Origin of the sequence: Acinetobacter sp. MB5 (genome assembly GCF_003261585.1) — a bacterium.
Taxonomy (GTDB): Bacteria; Pseudomonadota; Gammaproteobacteria; order Pseudomonadales; family Moraxellaceae; genus Acinetobacter.
Map to the genome: position 1 here is coordinate 1 of NZ_POVU01000017.1, position 19,073 is coordinate 19,073.

The 19,073-nt window shown below is 43.6% G+C and carries 17 protein-coding genes; 7 read left to right on the forward strand and 10 right to left on the reverse strand.

Annotated features, from left to right (window positions below):
• Nucleotides 1-134: 134 nt before the first annotated feature.
• The 3 genes from C1A47_RS14490 to C1A47_RS14500 form a co-directional block, all read right to left on the reverse strand.
• Complete coding sequence (locus C1A47_RS14490) at nucleotides 135-695, reverse strand: hypothetical protein (protein ID WP_111895734.1); 561 nt, start codon at nucleotides 693-695, stop codon at nucleotides 135-137.
• A gap of 84 nt (nucleotides 696-779) precedes the next feature.
• Nucleotides 780-2,960 (reverse strand): YccS family putative transporter, encoded by a 2,181-nt coding sequence (gene yccS / locus C1A47_RS14495; protein ID WP_111895735.1) that lies wholly within the window; start codon nucleotides 2,958-2,960, stop codon nucleotides 780-782.
• A gap of 154 nt (nucleotides 2,961-3,114) precedes the next feature.
• The gene (locus C1A47_RS14500; RefSeq protein WP_111895736.1) at nucleotides 3,115-3,909 is read right to left on the reverse strand and encodes a hypothetical protein; all 795 of its coding nucleotides are present in this window, start codon (nucleotides 3,907-3,909) and stop codon (nucleotides 3,115-3,117) included.
• A 94-nt stretch (nucleotides 3,910-4,003) separates the two neighbouring features.
• On the opposite strand from C1A47_RS14500, the gene C1A47_RS14505 reads away from it, so the two are divergent.
• The gene (locus C1A47_RS14505) at nucleotides 4,004-5,047 is read left to right on the forward strand and encodes a DUF1176 domain-containing protein (RefSeq protein WP_111895737.1); all 1,044 of its coding nucleotides are present in this window, start codon (nucleotides 4,004-4,006) and stop codon (nucleotides 5,045-5,047) included.
• Between the two features lie 36 nt (nucleotides 5,048-5,083).
• Here the strand turns inward: C1A47_RS14505 and C1A47_RS14510 are convergent, their stop codons facing one another.
• On the reverse strand, nucleotides 5,084-5,674 hold the full coding sequence (locus C1A47_RS14510; RefSeq protein WP_111895738.1) for a glutathione S-transferase: 591 nt from the start codon (nucleotides 5,672-5,674) through the stop codon (nucleotides 5,084-5,086).
• Nucleotides 5,675-5,770: 96 nt separating this feature from the next.
• On the opposite strand from C1A47_RS14510, the gene C1A47_RS14515 reads away from it, so the two are divergent.
• The gene (locus tag C1A47_RS14515) at nucleotides 5,771-6,676 is read left to right on the forward strand and encodes a LysR substrate-binding domain-containing protein (RefSeq protein ID WP_111895739.1); all 906 of its coding nucleotides are present in this window, start codon (nucleotides 5,771-5,773) and stop codon (nucleotides 6,674-6,676) included.
• Here the strand turns inward: C1A47_RS14515 and C1A47_RS14520 are convergent.
• Together C1A47_RS14520 and C1A47_RS14525 are read right to left on the reverse strand one after the other, a co-directional pair.
• Nucleotides 6,653-7,591, reverse strand: coding sequence for a tRNA-dihydrouridine synthase (locus tag C1A47_RS14520; protein ID WP_111895740.1), 939 nt, complete (start codon nucleotides 7,589-7,591; stop codon nucleotides 6,653-6,655). The genes C1A47_RS14515 and C1A47_RS14520 overlap by 24 nt on opposite strands.
• Before the next feature lie 72 nt (nucleotides 7,592-7,663).
• Nucleotides 7,664-8,470, reverse strand: coding sequence for an inner membrane protein YpjD (locus C1A47_RS14525; protein WP_111895741.1), 807 nt, complete (start codon nucleotides 8,468-8,470; stop codon nucleotides 7,664-7,666).
• Nucleotides 8,471-8,615: 145 nt separating this feature from the next.
• Here C1A47_RS14525 and ffh point away from each other — a divergent pair, with 145 nt between their 5' ends.
• Nucleotides 8,616-10,025, forward strand: coding sequence for a signal recognition particle protein (gene ffh / locus C1A47_RS14530; protein WP_111895742.1), 1,410 nt, complete (start codon nucleotides 8,616-8,618; stop codon nucleotides 10,023-10,025).
• 41 nt (nucleotides 10,026-10,066) lie between these two features.
• On the opposite strand, the gene C1A47_RS14535 is transcribed toward ffh, so the two are convergent.
• From C1A47_RS14535 to C1A47_RS14550, 4 genes are read right to left on the reverse strand one after another with little or no spacing between them, the layout of a single operon-like run.
• Nucleotides 10,067-10,768 carry a hypothetical protein gene (locus tag C1A47_RS14535; protein WP_111895743.1) on the reverse strand — a complete coding sequence of 234 codons (702 nt, stop codon included), beginning with the start codon at nucleotides 10,766-10,768 and terminating at the stop codon, nucleotides 10,067-10,069.
• Between the two features lie 59 nt (nucleotides 10,769-10,827).
• Nucleotides 10,828-11,523, reverse strand: coding sequence for a hypothetical protein (locus tag C1A47_RS14540; RefSeq protein WP_111895744.1), 696 nt, complete (start codon nucleotides 11,521-11,523; stop codon nucleotides 10,828-10,830).
• A gap of 13 nt (nucleotides 11,524-11,536) precedes the next feature.
• Nucleotides 11,537-12,274: a type III pantothenate kinase gene (locus C1A47_RS14545; protein WP_111895745.1), complete on the reverse strand. Its 738-nt coding sequence runs from the start codon at nucleotides 12,272-12,274 to the stop codon at nucleotides 11,537-11,539.
• A 12-nt stretch (nucleotides 12,275-12,286) separates the two neighbouring features.
• A complete protein-coding gene (locus tag C1A47_RS14550) occupies nucleotides 12,287-13,048 on the reverse strand; it encodes a biotin--[acetyl-CoA-carboxylase] ligase (RefSeq protein WP_111895746.1) in 762 nt (253 codons plus the stop codon).
• Between the two features lie 27 nt (nucleotides 13,049-13,075).
• Between C1A47_RS14550 and C1A47_RS14555 the strand changes: the two genes are divergently transcribed.
• From C1A47_RS14555 to C1A47_RS14570, 4 genes are read left to right on the forward strand one after another with little or no spacing between them, the layout of a single operon-like run.
• A complete protein-coding gene (locus tag C1A47_RS14555; protein WP_111895747.1) occupies nucleotides 13,076-13,897 on the forward strand; it encodes a sulfite exporter TauE/SafE family protein in 822 nt (273 codons plus the stop codon).
• A gap of 31 nt (nucleotides 13,898-13,928) precedes the next feature.
• On the forward strand, nucleotides 13,929-14,627 hold the full coding sequence (locus C1A47_RS14560; RefSeq protein ID WP_111895748.1) for a GntR family transcriptional regulator: 699 nt from the start codon (nucleotides 13,929-13,931) through the stop codon (nucleotides 14,625-14,627).
• Between the two features lie 10 nt (nucleotides 14,628-14,637).
• Nucleotides 14,638-18,090, forward strand: a complete 3,453-nt coding sequence (smc, locus tag C1A47_RS14565; protein WP_111895749.1) for a chromosome segregation protein SMC — start codon at nucleotides 14,638-14,640, stop codon at nucleotides 18,088-18,090.
• Between the two features lies 1 nt (nucleotide 18,091).
• Nucleotides 18,092-19,063 carry a cell division protein ZipA C-terminal FtsZ-binding domain-containing protein gene (locus C1A47_RS14570; protein WP_111895750.1) on the forward strand — a complete coding sequence of 324 codons (972 nt, stop codon included), beginning with the start codon at nucleotides 18,092-18,094 and terminating at the stop codon, nucleotides 19,061-19,063.
• Nucleotides 19,064-19,073: the final 10 nt, after the last annotated feature.

Here is a 19,073-nt window from a genome sequence, read left to right on the forward strand (position 1 = left end):
TATATTTAATATTAATCGTGTTTTATGAATGCTGATTGCTGATTGCTGATTGCTGATTGCTGATTGCCTGCTTTTCACCATATTTAAAGACATAAAAAAACCTCCACGTGGGAGGTTTTTCTGTATTTTTATACTTAGATTTGTTTTGGTTCGCCAACACTTTCTTTTAGGTGTTTACGAATGGTTTCAAACGAGAAATTTTTTGAATCCATGCGTTTTGGCAAAATATATGCACCTTGCTGATCTTTGACTTTGAAGTTGATCAATAAGAAATCTGGTGCGTTGTACCATTCGTACATATCTTTCCAACCAACTGTACCAACACCTTCTTGCATACCCATTTGTTGACGCATAACAAGACCATGAGGTTGTACACCTAAACGAATGCCTTTAATTTCCTGTGCAGGGAATTCGTTCATTTTGCGTTTGACGTACCATTCCAAACCAAACTTGCGGATCAGTAGATAAATTACCACACAGGCAATTGCGACCCAGCAAAAAATAGTTGAATAGTTTTTAATGAGTGCGATACCCACTAAAGCCAATACGACAACAGCACCCATAATTGCCCAAGCTTTCAGGCTAATTTTATTGGTACTACGCCAAATCATCAGCTGTGCATTACGCTGTTCAGCTTCGGAAACTTCATAATTTACGGGTTGCAAAGTATATGCATATAAGGATTTAGCGGTCATAGCGAATAGTTACAAATAGATACTCAAAAAGTTTAGCATTAAACATTGGCGAAACGTGAACATATTACACCAAAATCGCAGCTTTTAAAGAGATGCCAATTCACTGGCATCATTATTCTGCTCATTACTTAAATTCTGTTTTAAGCGCATGAGCTGATCAAGTATGCCAAACATGAGCGAGAGTTGCTGCAAAATAATCAGCGCTTTTTGATCATCCTGATTGCTTTGGGATAAACGTTGGCGAATGTTTTGTAGCATGTTTTGTGCATTCAAGTCTGGACGTTCATCACGTAGTAAAGCACCTTGGATGTCATCTAATGCAGTATTGAGCAGAGTCAGAATTTCAGGATCTTGAATTTGCTCACGATGAGCACCGAGTGCGGCAATATAACTTAAAAAGGTATGGCTCAAGCAGAGTAAGTCAAAAGCGGCAGTTTTTTGACTAGGATCAAAATCAGGTTCTGTTGCCAGTGTTGAAATGAGTGAAGCCAGTTCAGCATCCCGATTATGTGCAGTACGACGTTTAACACGATAATCTAGTCCGTTATTGCGACCATTACGGTATTGCTGAACCACTTCGGTTAGATAATCACATTGAGCGTTGAGTGCACGACGAATGCTGTGCGGCAGGCGACGGAATTTCCAGTCTGGAAAAATAAATGTCACGCCTAACCATGCAAAGCCACAACCAATCAGTGTGTCAATCATCCGCGGTAGGGCTGCGGTTGTACCCATCCCATCAAGGTTGAAATTGATTAGGGCTAAAATTGTGATAAAGGCAGTGGCTTGGGCATATTGTTTACTACGAAGTTCAAAGAACAAAATACCACTTAAGATCAGGACAAACAGTTGGCCTTCGGTAGAGGGAATCAAGTTTAATATCGCAAGACCAATCATGATTCCCAGTAGAGTCCCCCAAATTCGTAGACGTAAACGACGTTTGGTGGCGTTAAAGTTAGGCTGGCTAACAAACAACGCAGTCAATAAAATCCAGTAGCCATATTGAATATGATTATGGGTGATTTGTACAAAAATATAGGCACAAAAAAGCACAACCGAAACGCGAATTGCATGACGGAATAAAACGGATTCTGGGGTGAGGTTTTGTAAAATACGAACTTTAATGTCAGCCCAACCTTTGAGATCATCATCTTTAAGCTGAAGCTCTGTTTGTTTGCCAGTATCAAGACTAATTGCGCGCTCAGCTTCAAGGTTACGCAGTTGTCCATCAATCGCTTTTAAATTTTGATAGAGTGAAGTCAGTGCATTAACCCAAATCGGATCGTCAGGATACTGTTCTGGCAGTTTTTTTAGGGATAAGCGGAGGTTTTCAAAGGCATGTTTAAAGCGTTTGTTGTGCTGATAAGGCATTTGTTTGGTGATGCTATCACTTAAATCCTTACAGGCTTTACCTTGTAGTGACAAAATTCGCTGAAAGCGAAAGAGGATGTCGCTGTGTTTAAAATTATCAGCCAGTTGTTGATAATCGATATGGGCTGAATCGGCACGTTCATGAATATCCTGAGCGACAAAATAATATTGTAGGCTACGACGCGTATCTTTTTGTCCACGGTCACCTTTTAGGCGGGTGAGTAACGCAGTTTTCATGTCATTAAACAGCGCAATCAATTTGCCATTTTCCATCGACAGATCGATCATGCTTTGCCGATAGCTCTCTGGTGTCATGTCGACATCGAACAGATTGGATTTTGCAAATAGAAAGTCACCCAGACAGGTATAACTTTGAGCCAGTTTGACTTGTACAGGACGAATCGGAAACAGCAAGAAACTAATTGTTGAAAGAATGCCGTACCAGATTGCACCTGTCAGTAACAGTAATGGTTGCATATACCAATCTTCAAACAAATGCACGCCGAGCATGGCATAGACAGAAACGACCAAACAGCCATATGAAATCGTGGCGTAACGTCGCCCTAAAGAGCCTAATAAAATCAGCACAATACAGGCAATAATTAAACTAAATGCAAAGAAAAAGGGATGGGGAAATAAAAGTTGAACAGAGCTTGCCGCAATAAAGAAACCGAAATAGGTATAAAACTGATTTAAAATACGAACCGTAAAGCGGTCATCTATATCACTTAATCCTGCTGCAACTACACCCAATGTCAGTGGAATAGTTGCGAGTTGAAAATGCAGAAAATAAGGCACAAAAGCCGTTCCGATAAAGGCAATAGCCATACGGAAGTTATACATCAGCGATGCATTGTAGGTCACTTGACGAATGCGATTTAGCCCAAGATTCAAGTTGTATTTTCCCCAGTCAAAGAATGTCTTGTGATTAAAAATGTACAGTCAGTACAGTTATTTTAGCTGAATAATAAAATTATACGTTGAGGATAATCGACTTGTCTTTAACGTTTACGATTAAAATTAGTGGCCTGTTATTTTTACAGTATTTTTAGGAAACTTTGAGGTAATCTCCATCGGCGGTGACATTATGTCCGAAGCCACAACTGCTGTCTGGTGAACCGTTGGTCGTCGTGGTGACATGCAGTCGATTTGGTTGGAATTTGAGTTGAATTCGGCAAAAATCATGTTCGATTGGATCAGGATAGCTCCACGTTGATTGTCGATTTTGAATTTTCCCTTGATATTCATATTCACCCAAGTTTGGCCCATAGAGCAAACCATTTAAACCAAAATATAAACCTTCAAAATGAATCAGATATTGCTGATGGGCTTGGGCTTTTATGGTATAGCTTTGCCAAGCGCCTAAGCCTGCATAGATCCAGTATTCACCAGCGACACTGTTGTTGGTTGGATGTTGTGGAATCAGTTTTAAATTGAATGCAGTTTTTGGTGATTGAGGTGCAAGGCTCAGCCACGCTTTGGCTTTGCCATAATCATGAGTTTTGATATAGGTCAGGGCAATGCTGTTATATAAGGTATCCAAACTGTTTTGGGTCAAATAAGCAGAATTTTTTGCAGTGAAAATCTGCTTGGCTTGATCACTCGGATCTTCTTTCATGCGTAAACAGCTTTCCAAATATCCCACATGTTCCGTCCAAACTTTGCGGGCTTGTATATACTGTGCTTTTTGATAGTACTGCATGGCTTGAATATTTTTTGCTGCGAGTGTGGTACAAAACTTGAGTTGCTGGGTTTCATTTTCTGGCCAGTCTGCATGTGCGAAAGAACTTATGATGAGGCATAGACTGGTGCTAATGAGACTTATTTTTAAAATAGAAGACATGGTTTATTCTCAAGAAATTTGCAATTTTGTTACAGCATAAAAGTAATCGTTTTCGGCATAATCAGCTTTTTTGTATCTGATAAAAATAGTGAAAATGAAAAAAAGTATCGCAGTGGGTATGTTACTTGGCGGCATGGCAGTTTTTGCCCATGCAGATGATCAATCATTTGAATATAAAGACTGGGAAATGGCTTGTGATAATACTAGAACTTGTCGTGCAGCTGGATATTCCAGTGATGATGCACACGCAAGAGTGTCTGTATTGTTGACGCGTAAGGCTGGTGTGAGTCAGTCGGTCAATGCCAAGCTTCAACTTGCCAATGTGGGCGATGAAGGTGATCCTGCGATTCCTAAAGCCGTGGATTTCTGGGTGGGTCAGCAAAATTTAGGCAAAATTATTTTAAAAGATGCTGCTGGGAATTTTAATTTAGTACAAACTCGTGCGTTACTTACTGCATTGAAAGGCAGCCAGCGTATTTATTTTGCTGCGGGCAAATCCCGTTGGGAACTGTCGAGCGAGGGGGCAAATGCAGTCTTACTGAAACTCGATGAACAGCAAGGGCGTTTAAATACTCCATCTGCCTTGATTCGTGTGGGTAATCAGTCTGAAAAGTCAGTTTTTGCTGCTTTACCGATGCCGATTATTCATCAACAGAAAATTCCAGTCGCCAATTTAAAGCTTTGGCAAAAACAGGTGGATTGGAGTCTTTTGACTCAAAACTTGAAAGTGCAGCAAGCAAAAAACAAATCCGATGAGCGGGAATGTTCGAGTCTGACTGAAAATGACAAATACACCAAATTTGAGCCACAAGTCGAAGCAGTTTTACCGAATAAACGCTTACTGGTGAGTGGGCTATGTTGGCGTGGTGCATATAATGAAGGTCATGGCTATTGGGTGATTCAGCAGCAAAAACCATATAAACCACTATTGGTAACAACTGATGCATCGGGTTATGAGAATGGTGTGATTGAATCATCACAGAAAGGTCGTGGTTTGGGAGATTGTTGGTGGCATGCCCAGTGGGTTTGGAATGGTCAAAACTTCGTAAAAAGTTCAGATACCACGACAGGCATGTGCCGCATGATTCAACTGGGCGGTGCTTGGGATTTACCGAGCTATGTCAGTCAGGTGAAATAAGTATGAGGGATGCGAAGCCAGACATCCCTCTATGGATTATGCTTGTGGATAGGCATAGCGCTGAAAAAATTCAGTCTGTTCCATCTGCTGTTGCAGCTTTGTGATTAAGGGATAACTTTCCTGTGAAATCAAACCTGTGAGTTTGTGCTGGATAAATGTCCATACAATCGCAAGGCTAATACAGACCTGATCTGCTGGATTGAGCTGATAGTTTTGCAGCTGCTGTTCAATCGCTTGGCAAGCTTTCTCAGCTTGATCTAGAACTCTTTGTTTCCATGCTGGGTTTTGCAGTTCTTCTCGACGTAATTGGGTTTCATAGACATATTGCACCGCTTTTTCTGCTAAAGCTAAAGTGAGTCCCAAAAGTTGATAACCTTGAGCTGAGAGTACAAAGCAGTTGAGTTTTTGTTGATGCTCCAGATATTGCAAAATCAGGGTGGAATCCATCAGGTATGTGCCATCATCAAGCAATAAGGTTGGTGCTTTAACGACGGGATTGATCTGAGAAAATTGCTCAAAGGTAGAAAAGACGGATAATTGAATCAGTTCAAAATCGACCTGTTGACTGGCAAGACTGATGGCAACACGTCGTACAAAAGGTGAATCAAGCATTCCGTAAAGTTTCATGGCAAATCTCTGTGTTGCATGATGTTTTTCTTAGCATACACAAATCATTGAACGTGGGTTTTCGTATTTCTAACACAAGCTGTAAGGATGACTTACATGGCACAATTGCCATCATTACACATGCTCAAAAGCTTTGAAGCGGTCAGTCGACTGGGAAGTTTTACTCAGGCCGCAGCAGAATTGCATGTTTCACATTCGGCAATCAGTCAGCAGATTAAAGCACTTGAAGCTTATCTGGGGCGGCAGTTACTACAAAGACATGCCAAGAAAGTCACCGTTTCAGAAGATGGGCGTTTATATGCGATCCAAATTCGGGATGCCTTGAAGTCATTGGAAGATGCCACTTTTCAACTCAAAAGTAATCCACGTCAAACCGAGTTGGTGGTTGCGACTTTACCGTCCTTTGCTGCACAGTGGCTTGCTCCACGTTTGGTAGATTTTCGCCAGCAGTATCCACAAATTCATTTAAAGCTACAGGTCGATTTGGCACTGGGCGATCTTGCTGAGCCGCAGGCTGATGTGGCGATTCGTATGGGAAATGGTGATTGGCGGGCAGCAGCTCAGACCAATCTGTTGTTCTATGATGAATTGTGGGTCGTTGCAGCAGCAGATTATCAACAAGGGCGACTGTATTTTTCGGATCAGGAGATTATTGAAACCCCAATCATTTCATCAATGGAAGCATGGAACTGGTGGTGTGAAAAGGCAGATGTGGCATTCCCTCGGCAGACTTTATTGCAGGTGAATGATTCGAATGTGGTGATTGAAATGCTGCGCCGTGGGCTAGGCATTGCCCTGGAACGTAAAAGTCTGGTGTTTGATTTGGTACAGCAAGGTATCCTTAAAAGAATTTCCAATACGGTGGCGGCGTATCCGTGGGCGTACTGGAGTGTGATACCTGAAGGGCAGACTTTGCAACCTGAAACCAGTCTGTTTTTAGACTGGCTCAAGCAACAGGTGCAGCTTTATGAAAATGATTTAGGGTGCGATACTGCGTTGTAATTGCTGGATGACATCATCTAGCACTTTAATGCGTTTAACTTCATCCCAAAGTTGCTTGGCTTCAGGGTAGGCTTTGCTCATCATACCGAGCCATTGTTTATAACGTCCGACCATGCCAATTTCAGTTTTGCTTGGGCCATTCAGGAAGCGAATTTGTAGCTCGACCAAGTCCTGCCAAGATAGCAAAGCCTGATCAGATTTCTGGCGAATACATTGCGTCAAATCAGGTGTGGTGACTGCACCACGACCCAGCATCAAATCTTCACAGCCTGATTGAAGTTGACATGCTTTGGCATGTTGATAATTCCAGATTTCACCATTGGCAATGACATTAATTTTGAGTGCTTCGCGAATCGGTCGAATTTTTTCCCAGAAGGCAGGCGGTGTATAACCATCGGCTTTAGTACGTGCATGCACCGTCAGCCAGTTTGCACCTGCATCTTCAATGGCGTGGGCATTGTCCAATGTGTAGTTTTCATCGAGATAGCCCAAACGCATTTTGGCAGACACAGGAATATGAGCAGGCACGGCATCGCGAACTGCTTTCACCAAAATATGCACTACATCAGGTTCATCAAGCAGAATAGAACCGCCACGGTGACGGTTGACAGTTTTGGCAGGACAGCCAAAATTCAGGTCGATAGCAGGGGCACCGAGTTCCACTGCACGGACAGCATTGGCTGCCAGCATTTCGGGATTATTTCCCAAAAACTGCACATGTACAGGTGTCCCAGCAGCCGTTTTTCCGCCATTTTTTAGTTCAGGACAATAGCTATCATAGACATGTTCGGGTAACAGACTATCGGTAACGCGAATGAACTCTGTGACACACCAGTCAAAACTGCCGACATGCGTCAGCACATCACGCATAATCGGATCGGTTAAGCCTTCCATCGGTGCAAGAATCAGTTTCAAAGCGATTGCCCTAAAAATAAAAACAGCGTTATACGCAAATTGTACAACGCTGTCTAGGGTGATTGGACAGGATTAGCGTCCTAAAATCATTTCCAAAATAAACTTACTGCCAATAAATCCGACAGCAAGCAGGACAAAACCAATCAAGGTAAAACGAATGGCTTTTTGTCCACGCCAGCCAAATTTAAAGTGACCAACGAGCAACACGCCATAAACAATCCATGAGATAATGCTAAACACCGTTTTATGTGCCAGATGTTGCCCCAAAAAGCTGTCTACGGTAAAGAATCCAAAGCCAAGTGCAATGGTCAGTACCACAAAACCTGTCATGAGCATGTCAAATAACAAGGACTCCATGACTTGAAAGGGTGGTAATAGGTTGACCCACAAACGTTTTTGTTTTTTCTTTAATTCACGGTCTTGGAACCACATCAGAACAGCTTGAATGGTTGCCATAAGCAACACAGCATATGCTGAAAGCGATAAAATGATATGAACATCTAGTCCAAGTGAGTGTTCTTCAGTGAACTGATCGGGTTGGCTAAAGGCAAAACCGAAAATAAGCCCTGTCGCAGCGACAGGAATACCCAGTAAATTGAGGGCAAGAACGGGACGATAGGTGCTGTATACTGCGCTCAAGACGAGCATTAATCCAGAAGTAAACGACATTAGGTTGAAAACGTCGTAATTGACCCCATGTGTTGTCAGCATGTCATTTTGTAAAATATAGCCATGTAACAACAGACCTATGCTCAGAATGATGCCAATAAACCAACGGTTTGGCTCACGCTTCGCCAATAAGTGCATAAAGGAGTACCAAAAACCAGTGGTATAAGCGATTAAAGCCAGTATCGTGTACACCAAGGGGAGACTGATCATGTCAAACCTTTGTTGGAATAATGAATATTCATGCTATGCGATATAATTTCGATGTGAACTCAAGTATCCTATAGCATTTCATGCATAAATTTTCTATTTTTGAGAAAGATTTTTTTGCAACAGACCATTTTAAGCGGAATTTGCAATGTTTGACACCTTAACAGAACGACTCTCACAGAGTTTAAGAAATGTTACCGGTACAGGCCAACTGACCGAAGACAATATTAAAGACACCCTGCGAGAAGTGCGTATGGCACTTCTAGAGGCGGATGTTGCCTTACCTGTAACGCGTGAGTTTATCGCGAAAGTTAAGGAACAGGCACTTGGACAAGAAGTCATGAGCCAGCTCTCTCCAGGGCAGGCTTTTGTCAAGATTGTGCATGACGAACTGACCAAAATGATGGGGGCGGAAAACGAAACCCTTGATTTGGCAGCGAAACCGCCAGTGGTCGTGTTATTGGCAGGTTTGCAGGGTGCAGGTAAAACCACCACTGCAGCAAAATTGGCACGTTTCTTAAAAGAGCGCCAAAAGAAAAAAGTCATGACGGTTTCTGCCGACGTTTATCGTCCTGCGGCGATTAAACAGTTAGAAACGGTTTCAGGTGAAGTCGGTGCAGAATTTATTCCATCTGACCCAACTGAAAAACCCATTGATATTGTGAATCGTGCAATTGAACAGGCAAAAATCAAATTTGCCGATGTCTTGATTGTCGATACAGCAGGTCGTTTACATGTCGATGAAGACATGATGGGCGAAATTAAAGAATTACACGCAGCGGTTAAACCAACTGAAACTTTGTTCGTGGTTGATGCCATGACAGGTCAGGATGCGGCAAATACTGCTAAGGCATTTAACGATGCCTTGCCACTGACAGGTGTGATTCTAACCAAAACTGATGGTGATGCACGCGGTGGTGCGGCACTTTCAGTACGTGCTATTACAGGTAAGCCAATCAAGTTCTTGGGTATGGGTGAAAAACTCGATGCGCTTGAACCATTCCACCCAGAACGTATTGCCCAACGTATTTTGGGTATGGGTGACGTGCTGTCTTTGGTTGAGGAAGTTGAACGCAAACTCGACAAAGAAAAAGCCGAAAAAATGGCGAAAAAATTGCAAAAAGGCGGTAGCTTCAACTTTGAAGATATGCTGACGCAATTTGAGCAAATGAGCAAAATGGGCGGCATGATGGGCTTCTTGGACAAGTTGCCAGGTATGAGCGGTGCTGGTTTGCAACAAGCGATCCAGCAAGCCAATCCTGAAAAACAAGTTAAAAAGATGGAAGCGATTATCTTGTCGATGACGCTCAAAGAGCGCCGTAATCCAGACTTGATGAACCCGAGCCGTAAAAAACGTATTGCAGCAGGCTGTGGTATGGATGTTGCTGAAGTGAATAAATTGATTAAGCAACATGCGCAAATGGCGAAAATGATGAAGAAATTTGCTAATCCATCGGGTTTAGGCAAAATGATGCGTTCGCTCAGCGGTATGCAAAAACAGTTTGGTGGCGGCGGTGGCATGGGCCCACTGTTCGGCAACAACGATCAGAAGAAATAAAATATTCTGAAGATAAAAAAAGGCGCATCTTGCGCCTTTTTTTATTGTTCTTCTTCGGCGAGTGCCTGATTACGATTATTCAGCAGATTCATCAGTAAATAACAAGGATCAAGCTGGTTTTGAGGTTCTAATGATTTTTCAGCAAAGCATTCATTTTCAGGGATGACTTGACCGTGAGGATCCCAACCTTGTGCTTTTAACACATGCCAGTCTTTATTAAACTTTACTTTTAGGGCTGGGACATTTGGGCTATACCAGTAATCACTCTGAATAGTGCCATCTTTATAAGTGACTTCTTTGGATAGTAGCTGACCTTTGCGGTTGAACAATTGACTTGGGCCAATGAGTTGTTGTTTTTGATTGTACTGAGTCGTAAAAAATAGCTCACCCGTTGGGTAGTACAGTTTGAGTGTACCTGTGACAGAAATTGGGTCAAAACTGTGAAGGTCTTCAGTTTGGCTTAACCAGAAAGGATCTGATTGTTTACTCTTGCTCTTGATATAGAAGTCTTGAACCAAGTATTGACCGTGTGCTTTTTTCTTCAATAAAACGCGATAGTAGCCTGTTGTGAGAGGGGTTGCGGAATACTCATTACCCAAAGTTACGGGAGAAAAATAAGCAATAATTTGATTTTTTTGAATGGTATGTGTTGTTGGCGATAATTGATCGAGCGCCTTTGCCGACACGATGGTCGGCATAAAGAGATGGCAAATGAATAGGCTGGTGAACAGTATTTTTTTCATTATGATTCATTGATCGATGACAAAGATGTACTCAATTTTAAACTGACCAAAACCTGTGTTTAGTCAGCCATCGTTGAGCTTGCTTGATAAAGCTGCATCAGTAATTGGTAACATTGGTCGTTTGTGTTTTTAGGATTGAGCGTATTTTCAGCAAAACATTGACTGCTTGGAATCGCATGCTGCTGCTCATCCCAACCTTTTGCAGAAGTCACCTGATTATTGGCATTCATTTCAAACGTCAGCGCCAAGTGGAGATTGGCTGGATACCAGAAACGTCCCGAATATGAACCATCTGCACGGTTTTCTTCCTGTACAACCAGTTTGCCTTGTGGGTTATATGTCGATGCTGGCCCAATTGGTTGATGTTTTGCGCTATAGGTTGCACGTTGATAAACATGACCATTTGGATAATATAGTGTTAAATCTCCCACCATCGAAGTCGGTGCAACTCGGTTTAAGTCGGCAGGATTCGTCAGTAAAACAGGACTGGACTGAGGTTTTTTGGACGCCTGAAAAAAGTCCTGTACCAAATAACCACGCTGGTCATGTTTGATGAGGACGCGATAGACATCGGCATTACGGGCATTGGTCAGTAAGACACCCCCCGTTTCCATAGACGAAAAATAAGCAACGACAGACTGATCCGCATTTGAAGGGTTTTGTGTTGTGGCGACTGATGTTGATGTCGTGGTTTGACATGCCGATAGGGCAAGACCACAGCCAGCTAAAGCAAAGATTTTGTAATGGCTTTTCATGTTCATCCTTAAATTACTCATTATTTTTGTGATGCAAAGTATAGTGTTGCAGACCTTTGAGCAAGAGGTCTGATTCAACAATTGGGTGGTAATCCTGTAAAAAAGGGGCAAATAATGCTGCATCACCACCTGTTAGAATCAACTGGCGTGGCGATTGCTCTAAAATTTTTTGAATAGTACTAATCAGCCCAAGCAAAATTCCATGATGTACACAATCGACGGTTGTCCGTCCAGGTGCTAGGTTTTCAAAGGCTGAATCTGGAATTTTAATGCCCTTGGTGTTTTGAATCAGGGAATCGCGTTGCAAATACAGATTTGGCAAGATATAGCCACCCAAATGCTGCATGCCTTGGGTCAGGTCAATGGTCAAGGCAGTGCCACAGCCAATCACACACAAATTCTGATCAGGGTTTGCCACTGCCAAAAGTTGCAGCCAACGGTCAATCCCGAGTTGTTGAATATCTTCATAACCACAATGCAAACCTGCGTATTCTCGCTGCACTTTGGCAATCGCAAGCGGGGCGTTGAGCCGTTTTAAAATGCGGCTAATACGGTCATTATTTTTCTTGTCCAGTACCGAAGAAATTCCGATACGGCTAATCTGCATGGCTTTAAAGTGATGAACTAAGCCCAGTAATAAATCGGCAGGGGACTGCAAATGCAGCTCTGCGCCGTGTTCAATCACATCCGTACCTTGGGTAATCCAGTATTTTAGGCGTGTGTTCCCAATATCGAGCCATAAATTTTGCATGATATTCTCGGATTACTGTGCAGAAGGAAGTGGGCGTAAACGTCCCTGATAATAAACGGTTTGTCCTTGAGCGGTACTCAGGAGAATGCCACCATCATTTTGAATGCCGAGGAACACGCCTTCAGCAACCCCTTGCTGATGTTCGAAAACAACAGGTTCATCCTTAAACATCGCAACGCGATTAAAGCGTTCAGCCAAATTGTAGCAACCATGATTAAACCATGCGCCTGCTTGCTGAATCGCCACGTAAATATCATGGATGAGTTCGATTCGGCTACGATTATGCAGCCCGAGTTCACTCAGAGAAGTGACTGCCTGATCTAAATTTTGCAGATCGGGCGGGGTGATAATGTTGATTCCGACCCCGACAATTGCTTGATGCGCAGAAATTGGCTCGACCAGAATGCCGCCCCATTTGCCTTGATGGCTATATAGATCATTGGGCCATTTAATTTGTAAATCAAAGTCTTTGAGCACAGGCATATGAATCAGATTTAAGGCAACTTCTAATGCCAAACGTCCATCAATTGCTGTTTTGGTATTGATGACTGTGCTTAAATAGATGTTTCCTTGTGGTGAAACCCATTGTCTCTGATGTTGTCCACGACCTTGTGTTTGTATTTCACTACACACCAAGGCCGTATGCATGCCTTGTTGCGCCAGTGCACGGACGTCGTCATTGGTCGATGTCGTGCTATGTTTCAGCAATACAATATCGGGGGTACAGTTGGACTGTTCGAGTAGCTGCTGTAATTGACGAGTATCCGCATCCATAATCAATCATTCGTGGGAAAACATAAGATGGAGTTAATCATATATTTACTGATTGGTGCAATTGCAGGTTTTGCCGCAGGGCTGTTTGGCGTGGGTGGCGGACTGATTATTGTGCCGATTTTATATATTGTGTTTGCCCAACAGCATTATGCGCCCGACCTGATTATGCACATGGCGCTCGGTACGTCACTTGCTACGATTATGATTACCTCTTTAAGTTCGATTATGGCTCATCATCAAAAAGGCGCGGTGATGTGGACGGTGGTGCGTAATATTGCCCCTGGTTTGGTGATTGGTTCCTTTCTTGGCGCGGGTGTTGCCGATGTCTTGTCGGGACATAGTTTGCAACTGATTATCGGGGTGTTTGCACTTTGGGTGTCACAGCGCATGTTTTTTGGTGCCAATAAAGCGGTTGATACCTCAAAACAACTCCCTACGGTTTGGCAACAGGCACTGGCTGGTTCGGGAATTGGCGTGGCATCAGCAATTTTTGGAATTGGGGGTGGCTCATTGACTGTGCCGTACTTAAACAAACATGGCGTGGTGATGCAAAAAGCGGTGGCGACTTCAGCCGCTTGTGGTTTTCCGATTGCGGTTGCAGGTGCGTTGGGTTTTATGTGGTTCGGGGCTAAACAGAGCGCACAGATTCCGCATGCGATTGGTTATGTGCATATTTATGCCTTTATTGGTATTAGTATTATGAGTTTTGTCACTGCCAAGTTTGGGGCAAAAGTGGCACATGCCTTGTCCCCAGCCATGTTGAAAAAATGTTTTAGCGGCTTACTTTTTACAGTGGGGAGTTATTTTATTTATCAGGGTGTGATACAACTTTTACACAGCACACATTAAAAACAAAATTAAAAAATTCAGCAGGTGAAACATGCTTCAGCAGTCCGCACAACAATGTCTTGCCGAACAGATTGCAGATCGGATTGCACAGCAAATCATTACTGGCGAATTGTTAGAGGGAGAGCGTATTCCTGAACTACGCATTGCCAAAGAAATGCAAGTCAGTCGGGGTTCAGTACGTGAAGCTTTATTGCTATTACAACGCACCCATTTAATCGAGATTTATCCACGTCGTGGGGCAATTGTCACGGAAATGAGTGTGGAGCAGGTCAATCAGCTCTTTGAAAGTTGTGACATGTTGTTGAGTCAGTTGATTCAATGTTTTATCTATCACCATGTATCCAGCGAAAAACAGAAATTTGAACAGCTTGAGCTGCAACTGGCACTGCATGTCAAACAGATGCAGTCCGAACAGTTTTATGATTTGTGGTTCTATTTTCTACTGAATCACGTGGGGCAATTCCATAATTTGTATTTCGCCCAGTTCTTTCAAGATTTGTTCCCCGCACTGCGCCGTTGTTATTTTTTAATCCTGAATACTTCGCGGCGGGATTTGGAGGAAACCTTTAATCGCATAAAATGGATGATTGATGCTATTTTGACCCAAAATTTGCAACAAGCCACTTTATTTATGCACGATTTTTGCCGACACTTGCGAGGGCTTGTGTTGGACTCCCTGACACGAATGAAACAGATCGAGTTGGCATGGGCACGTCGCTCACGTCATTAATTAGGACAGTATGCGTTTAAGCAGTTTAAAACTCTCAGGCTTCAAGTCATTTGCCGACAGTACCACATTACACTTTAAAGCGAACCGTAGTGCGATTGTGGGGCCAAATGGTTGTGGAAAATCCAACGTGATTGATGCCATTCGCTGGGTTATGGGCGAGTCGAGTGCACGCCAGTTACGTGGTGGCAGCATGCAGGACGTGATTTTCACAGGAACAGCCAAACGTAAACCTGTGGGCGTTGCGAGTGTCGAACTGCGTTTTGAAAATACGCTGGGCAAACTCGGTGGCATGTACAATGCCTATTCTGAACTGGCAGTGCGCCGTCAGGTGACGCGTGATGGTAAATCGGAATACTTTCTGAATGGTACACGCTGCCGCCGCCGTGATATTACCGATATTTTCTTGGGAACAGGCTTGGGGCCACGTTCCTACGCGATTATCGAACAGGGCATGATCAACCGTTTGGTCGATGCCAAACCTGAAGAAATGCGTGTGTTTGTGGAAGAAGCCGCAGGCGTATCGCGTTATCAGGCGCGTCGTCGTGAAACTTTGCAACATCTGGAACATACCACACAGAACTTGGAACGTCTGGAAGATATTGCTCACGAGCTGAAAGCCCAACTCAAAACCCTGAAACGCCAGTCCGAAGCCGCAGTTCAATACAAACAGCTTGAACAGCAAGTCCGCACCTTAAAAATTGAAATTTTGTCGTTCCAATGTCAGCAAAGCCAACGCTTGCAGCAGGAATATACCGCGCAAATGACCGAGTTTGGTGAGCAGTTTAAACTGGTGCGTTCGGAACTGAACACAGTGGAACATGACCTGACAGAAACCAGTGGTTTGTTTCAACGCCTGATTCAACAGTCCACGCCATTACAGCAAGCTTGGCAAACTGCCGAGAAAAAACTGGCAGAACTGCAACTCAATGTCGAACAAAAGCAAAATATTCAGCAGCAAAACAGTCAGCAAGTCGTGCAGCTTGAACAGCAAAAAACACAGCTCAAAGAGCAGTTACAACTGACTGAAATGCAACTGGATACCTTGCATGAAGAGTGTGAGCAACTGGCTGAAACGGTTCAGCATGCCGAGCAAAATGATCAACAGCAACAACAGCAAAATTCAGATTTGTCTGCACAATATCAAACAGCATTGCAGCAATATCAACAGGTCAAAACCCAAGTTGAGCAGCAACAGCAAAAGCATGCACAAATGCAGTCGCAACTGGAGCAACTCAATAAAAATATTCTGCGTTTAGAACATCAAAAAGAAACACTGGCACAGCAATATCAACAGGTCAAAGCGCAGGTGGCTCAACCTGAACTGGACGATTTTACCGAGCAACAGCAGTGTGTTGCCGAGCAATTGCAGCAGGCTGAACAGCAGCTTCACGCATTTGAACAACAAAAACAGCAGCAACAAGAAATTGTACAGCAACAGCAAAAAGCACTGGCTGCGCAGCAGTCACAGCTCAAAATCTTGCACGCTGAACAAAACAACCTGCAAAAACTGATGACCAAACAGCAGCCGAAACAGCAGTCATCAGCCCAGCAGTTGATGCAGGTTTTGCAGTTACACGAGGTCGCGAAACCGCATGCAGGATTGGTGGAGAAATATCTGGCACAGTGGCTATCGGCACATGTGTTAGCAGAAGAAACCACATTTAGCCCTGAACAGGCGAGACAACTACACATTACTGAAACGACGGTGCAGACTGAACTTTTAGGTTTGCCAACACTTGCCAGTTGGATTGCTTACCCACAAAATTCGTTGTGGCAGAACGTGGCGATTGTCCCTGATTTTATTCAGGCACAGGCATTACAAACTGAACTACAGGCAGGGCAAAGCTTACTTAGTTTGGATGGTTATTTGCTGGGTCAAGACTGGGTCATCGGGCTGCTGTATGACGAGCAAAGTCAGGCGGCACAAGGTGCATTGAGTCACCGTATTCGTTTGCAGGAAATTGAGCAGGAACAGGCAGAAGGGCAGCAGCAGTTACAGGTTTCGCAGCAACAGACAAGCGATGCTGAACAAGCCTTGCAGTCCACGCAGCAACAGATTCAAACCCTGCAACAGCAAACTAAAGCACTCCGTCAACAGCAACAGCAACTGGATGTGCAGGTTGCAAAATTACACAGCGCACAGCAAGCCTTTGCCGTACAGCAGCAACAATTGCAGATGCAACTCCAGCAATTCGATCTGCAAATCGAAGAAGATGCCATGCAAAAAGATGATCTGGAGATTGATCTGCATGCTGTTGCAATCAAGCTGGAGCAGGCATTACCCCATTATAAAACCTTGCAATATCAGGTCGATGAGCTGGCTGAGCAATGTGAAGAACAACAACAGCAACGTCAGCAAGTGCAAGGGCAGTTACAAGACAGCAAGCAGCAGCTCCAACAGCAGCAACAACAAATCGAACTGCTTGAAAAAGATCTGAGCTTTTTGAAAAGCCAATACGCGCAGTGTGTACAACAGCTTCAGCAAGCACAAAGTGTATTGCAACCGATTCAGCTTGAATTGCCGAGTTTGCAGGCGCAGCTTGAAGAACAGCAACAGCAAACCGCGGTACTGCAAAAACAGTGGCAGGAATGGCAACTTGAACTCAATACGGTTCAGGAAAAACAGCAGCATCTGACCGAGCAGCGCCATCAGTTGCAGCAGCAAGATGAACACGTCCGTGAATTGCTGGAGCAAAAACGACTGGCATGGCAAGCAGCCAAATCCGATTTGAGCCACTATAGCGAACAACTTGAACAGCTCAATGCTGAGCAGTTAAAAGTGGTCGATATTGAGCTTACAGCGCATCAGGCACAATTACAAAAAGCGCAGCAACAGTTCGACAAAATCGGTGCGGTGAATCTGACAGCATCACAAGAATATGAAGAAGTGGCACAGCGCTATGAAGAACTGACTCACCAAATGCAAGATTTGCAAAACACGGTGGAACAGTTACAGCAAGCCATGAAAAGTATTGATCAGGAAACCCGAAAGTTATTTATGCAAACTTTCGAACAGATCAATCTTGAGTTGCAGGAACTCTTTCCAAAAGTGTTTAATGGGGGAGAAGCCAGTTTGAGTTTAGAAAGTGACTGGCAGTCGGGTGTAAAACTGATGGCTCGACCACCGGGTAAACGTAACAGTACTTTGGCATTATTGTCGGGCGGAGAAAAAGCCCTGACGGCCTTGGCACTGGTCTTTGCGATTTTCCGTCTGAATCCAGCACCGTTTTGTGTACTGGATGAAGTTGATGCACCGCTGGATGATGCCAACGTACAGCGTTTTTGCAATTTGGTGCAGGAATTGTCCGAGCAGGTACAATTTGTCTTCATCACGCATAATAAACTGGCAATGACCATGGCGACCGATTTATTGGGTGTTACAATGCCTGAACCAGGCACATCTAAATTGGTTACTGTGAATTTAGAAGAAGCGAAAGAATACGGGTTAGTTGCGGAGTCATAGTATGGAAATCACCACAATCGTAGGTATTGTGATCGCGGTTGCTATTATTTTATTTGGGTTGGTTTTGATCTTTCGAAAACCGAAAGAATATGTCCCTTCTCTTGAGTCGGAATTGCATATTAACCCTGAAACCAGTCAGCCTGTGATTCCGCGTTTTGTGCGTGATCAGTTATCTACAGCACAAGCTCTAGAGCAGCGTGTTGAACCGCATTTAGATGATGAAGATGACAAAACTGAAGCGACACCAGAAGCTGAGCCTGTTTTAGAACAAAAAGCAGTAGAAACCAATCAGAAAGTTGATGCTGAAAAAGTTGTTGCATCTGAGTCAGCAGTGCAAGAAAGCAAACAACCAGAAGCTGAAACGGTAAAAGAAACAGCGGTTGTTGAAGCTGAAGAGGCTAAAAAAGCAGAAGAAATTGAGCTCAGCCTAAATCCTGATGTTGAGACAGTTGCGATTGCAGACTTTGAAGAAGAAAGCTCAATTTTAGATATGCATTTGCATGAACAGCAGCGCTATGACGATGAAAGTGCCTTGTCGAATGCCGAATATATTTTTGCACTCAATGTTTATCCGAACCCACGCCGTGTCCTGTCTGGTGATCGCGCACTGAAAGTGTTACTGAAATACGGTCTGCGTTTTGGTGAGTTGTCGTGTTTCCATCGCTATGAAAATACCGAAGAAGAAAGTCCGCTGATGTTTTCGGTGTTACGTGTAACCGATGAAGGCCCTGCAGGTTTTGATTTGGAAACACTCTCGGCTGAGCAGGTTCAAGGTTTTGCATTTTTCTTGGCATTGCCAAATCCAAATGCACAAACAGGCTTTGACATGATGGTCAGCATTGCCAACCTGATTGCCCGCGACATCGATGGTAAAGTGTTCGATGAAAATAACTGTGAACTGACACAGCAGTTAAAAGAACACTGGCGTCATCAAATTATTGATTACAAACCGCAAGCAGCACAGAGCAACTAATTAAAAGCGC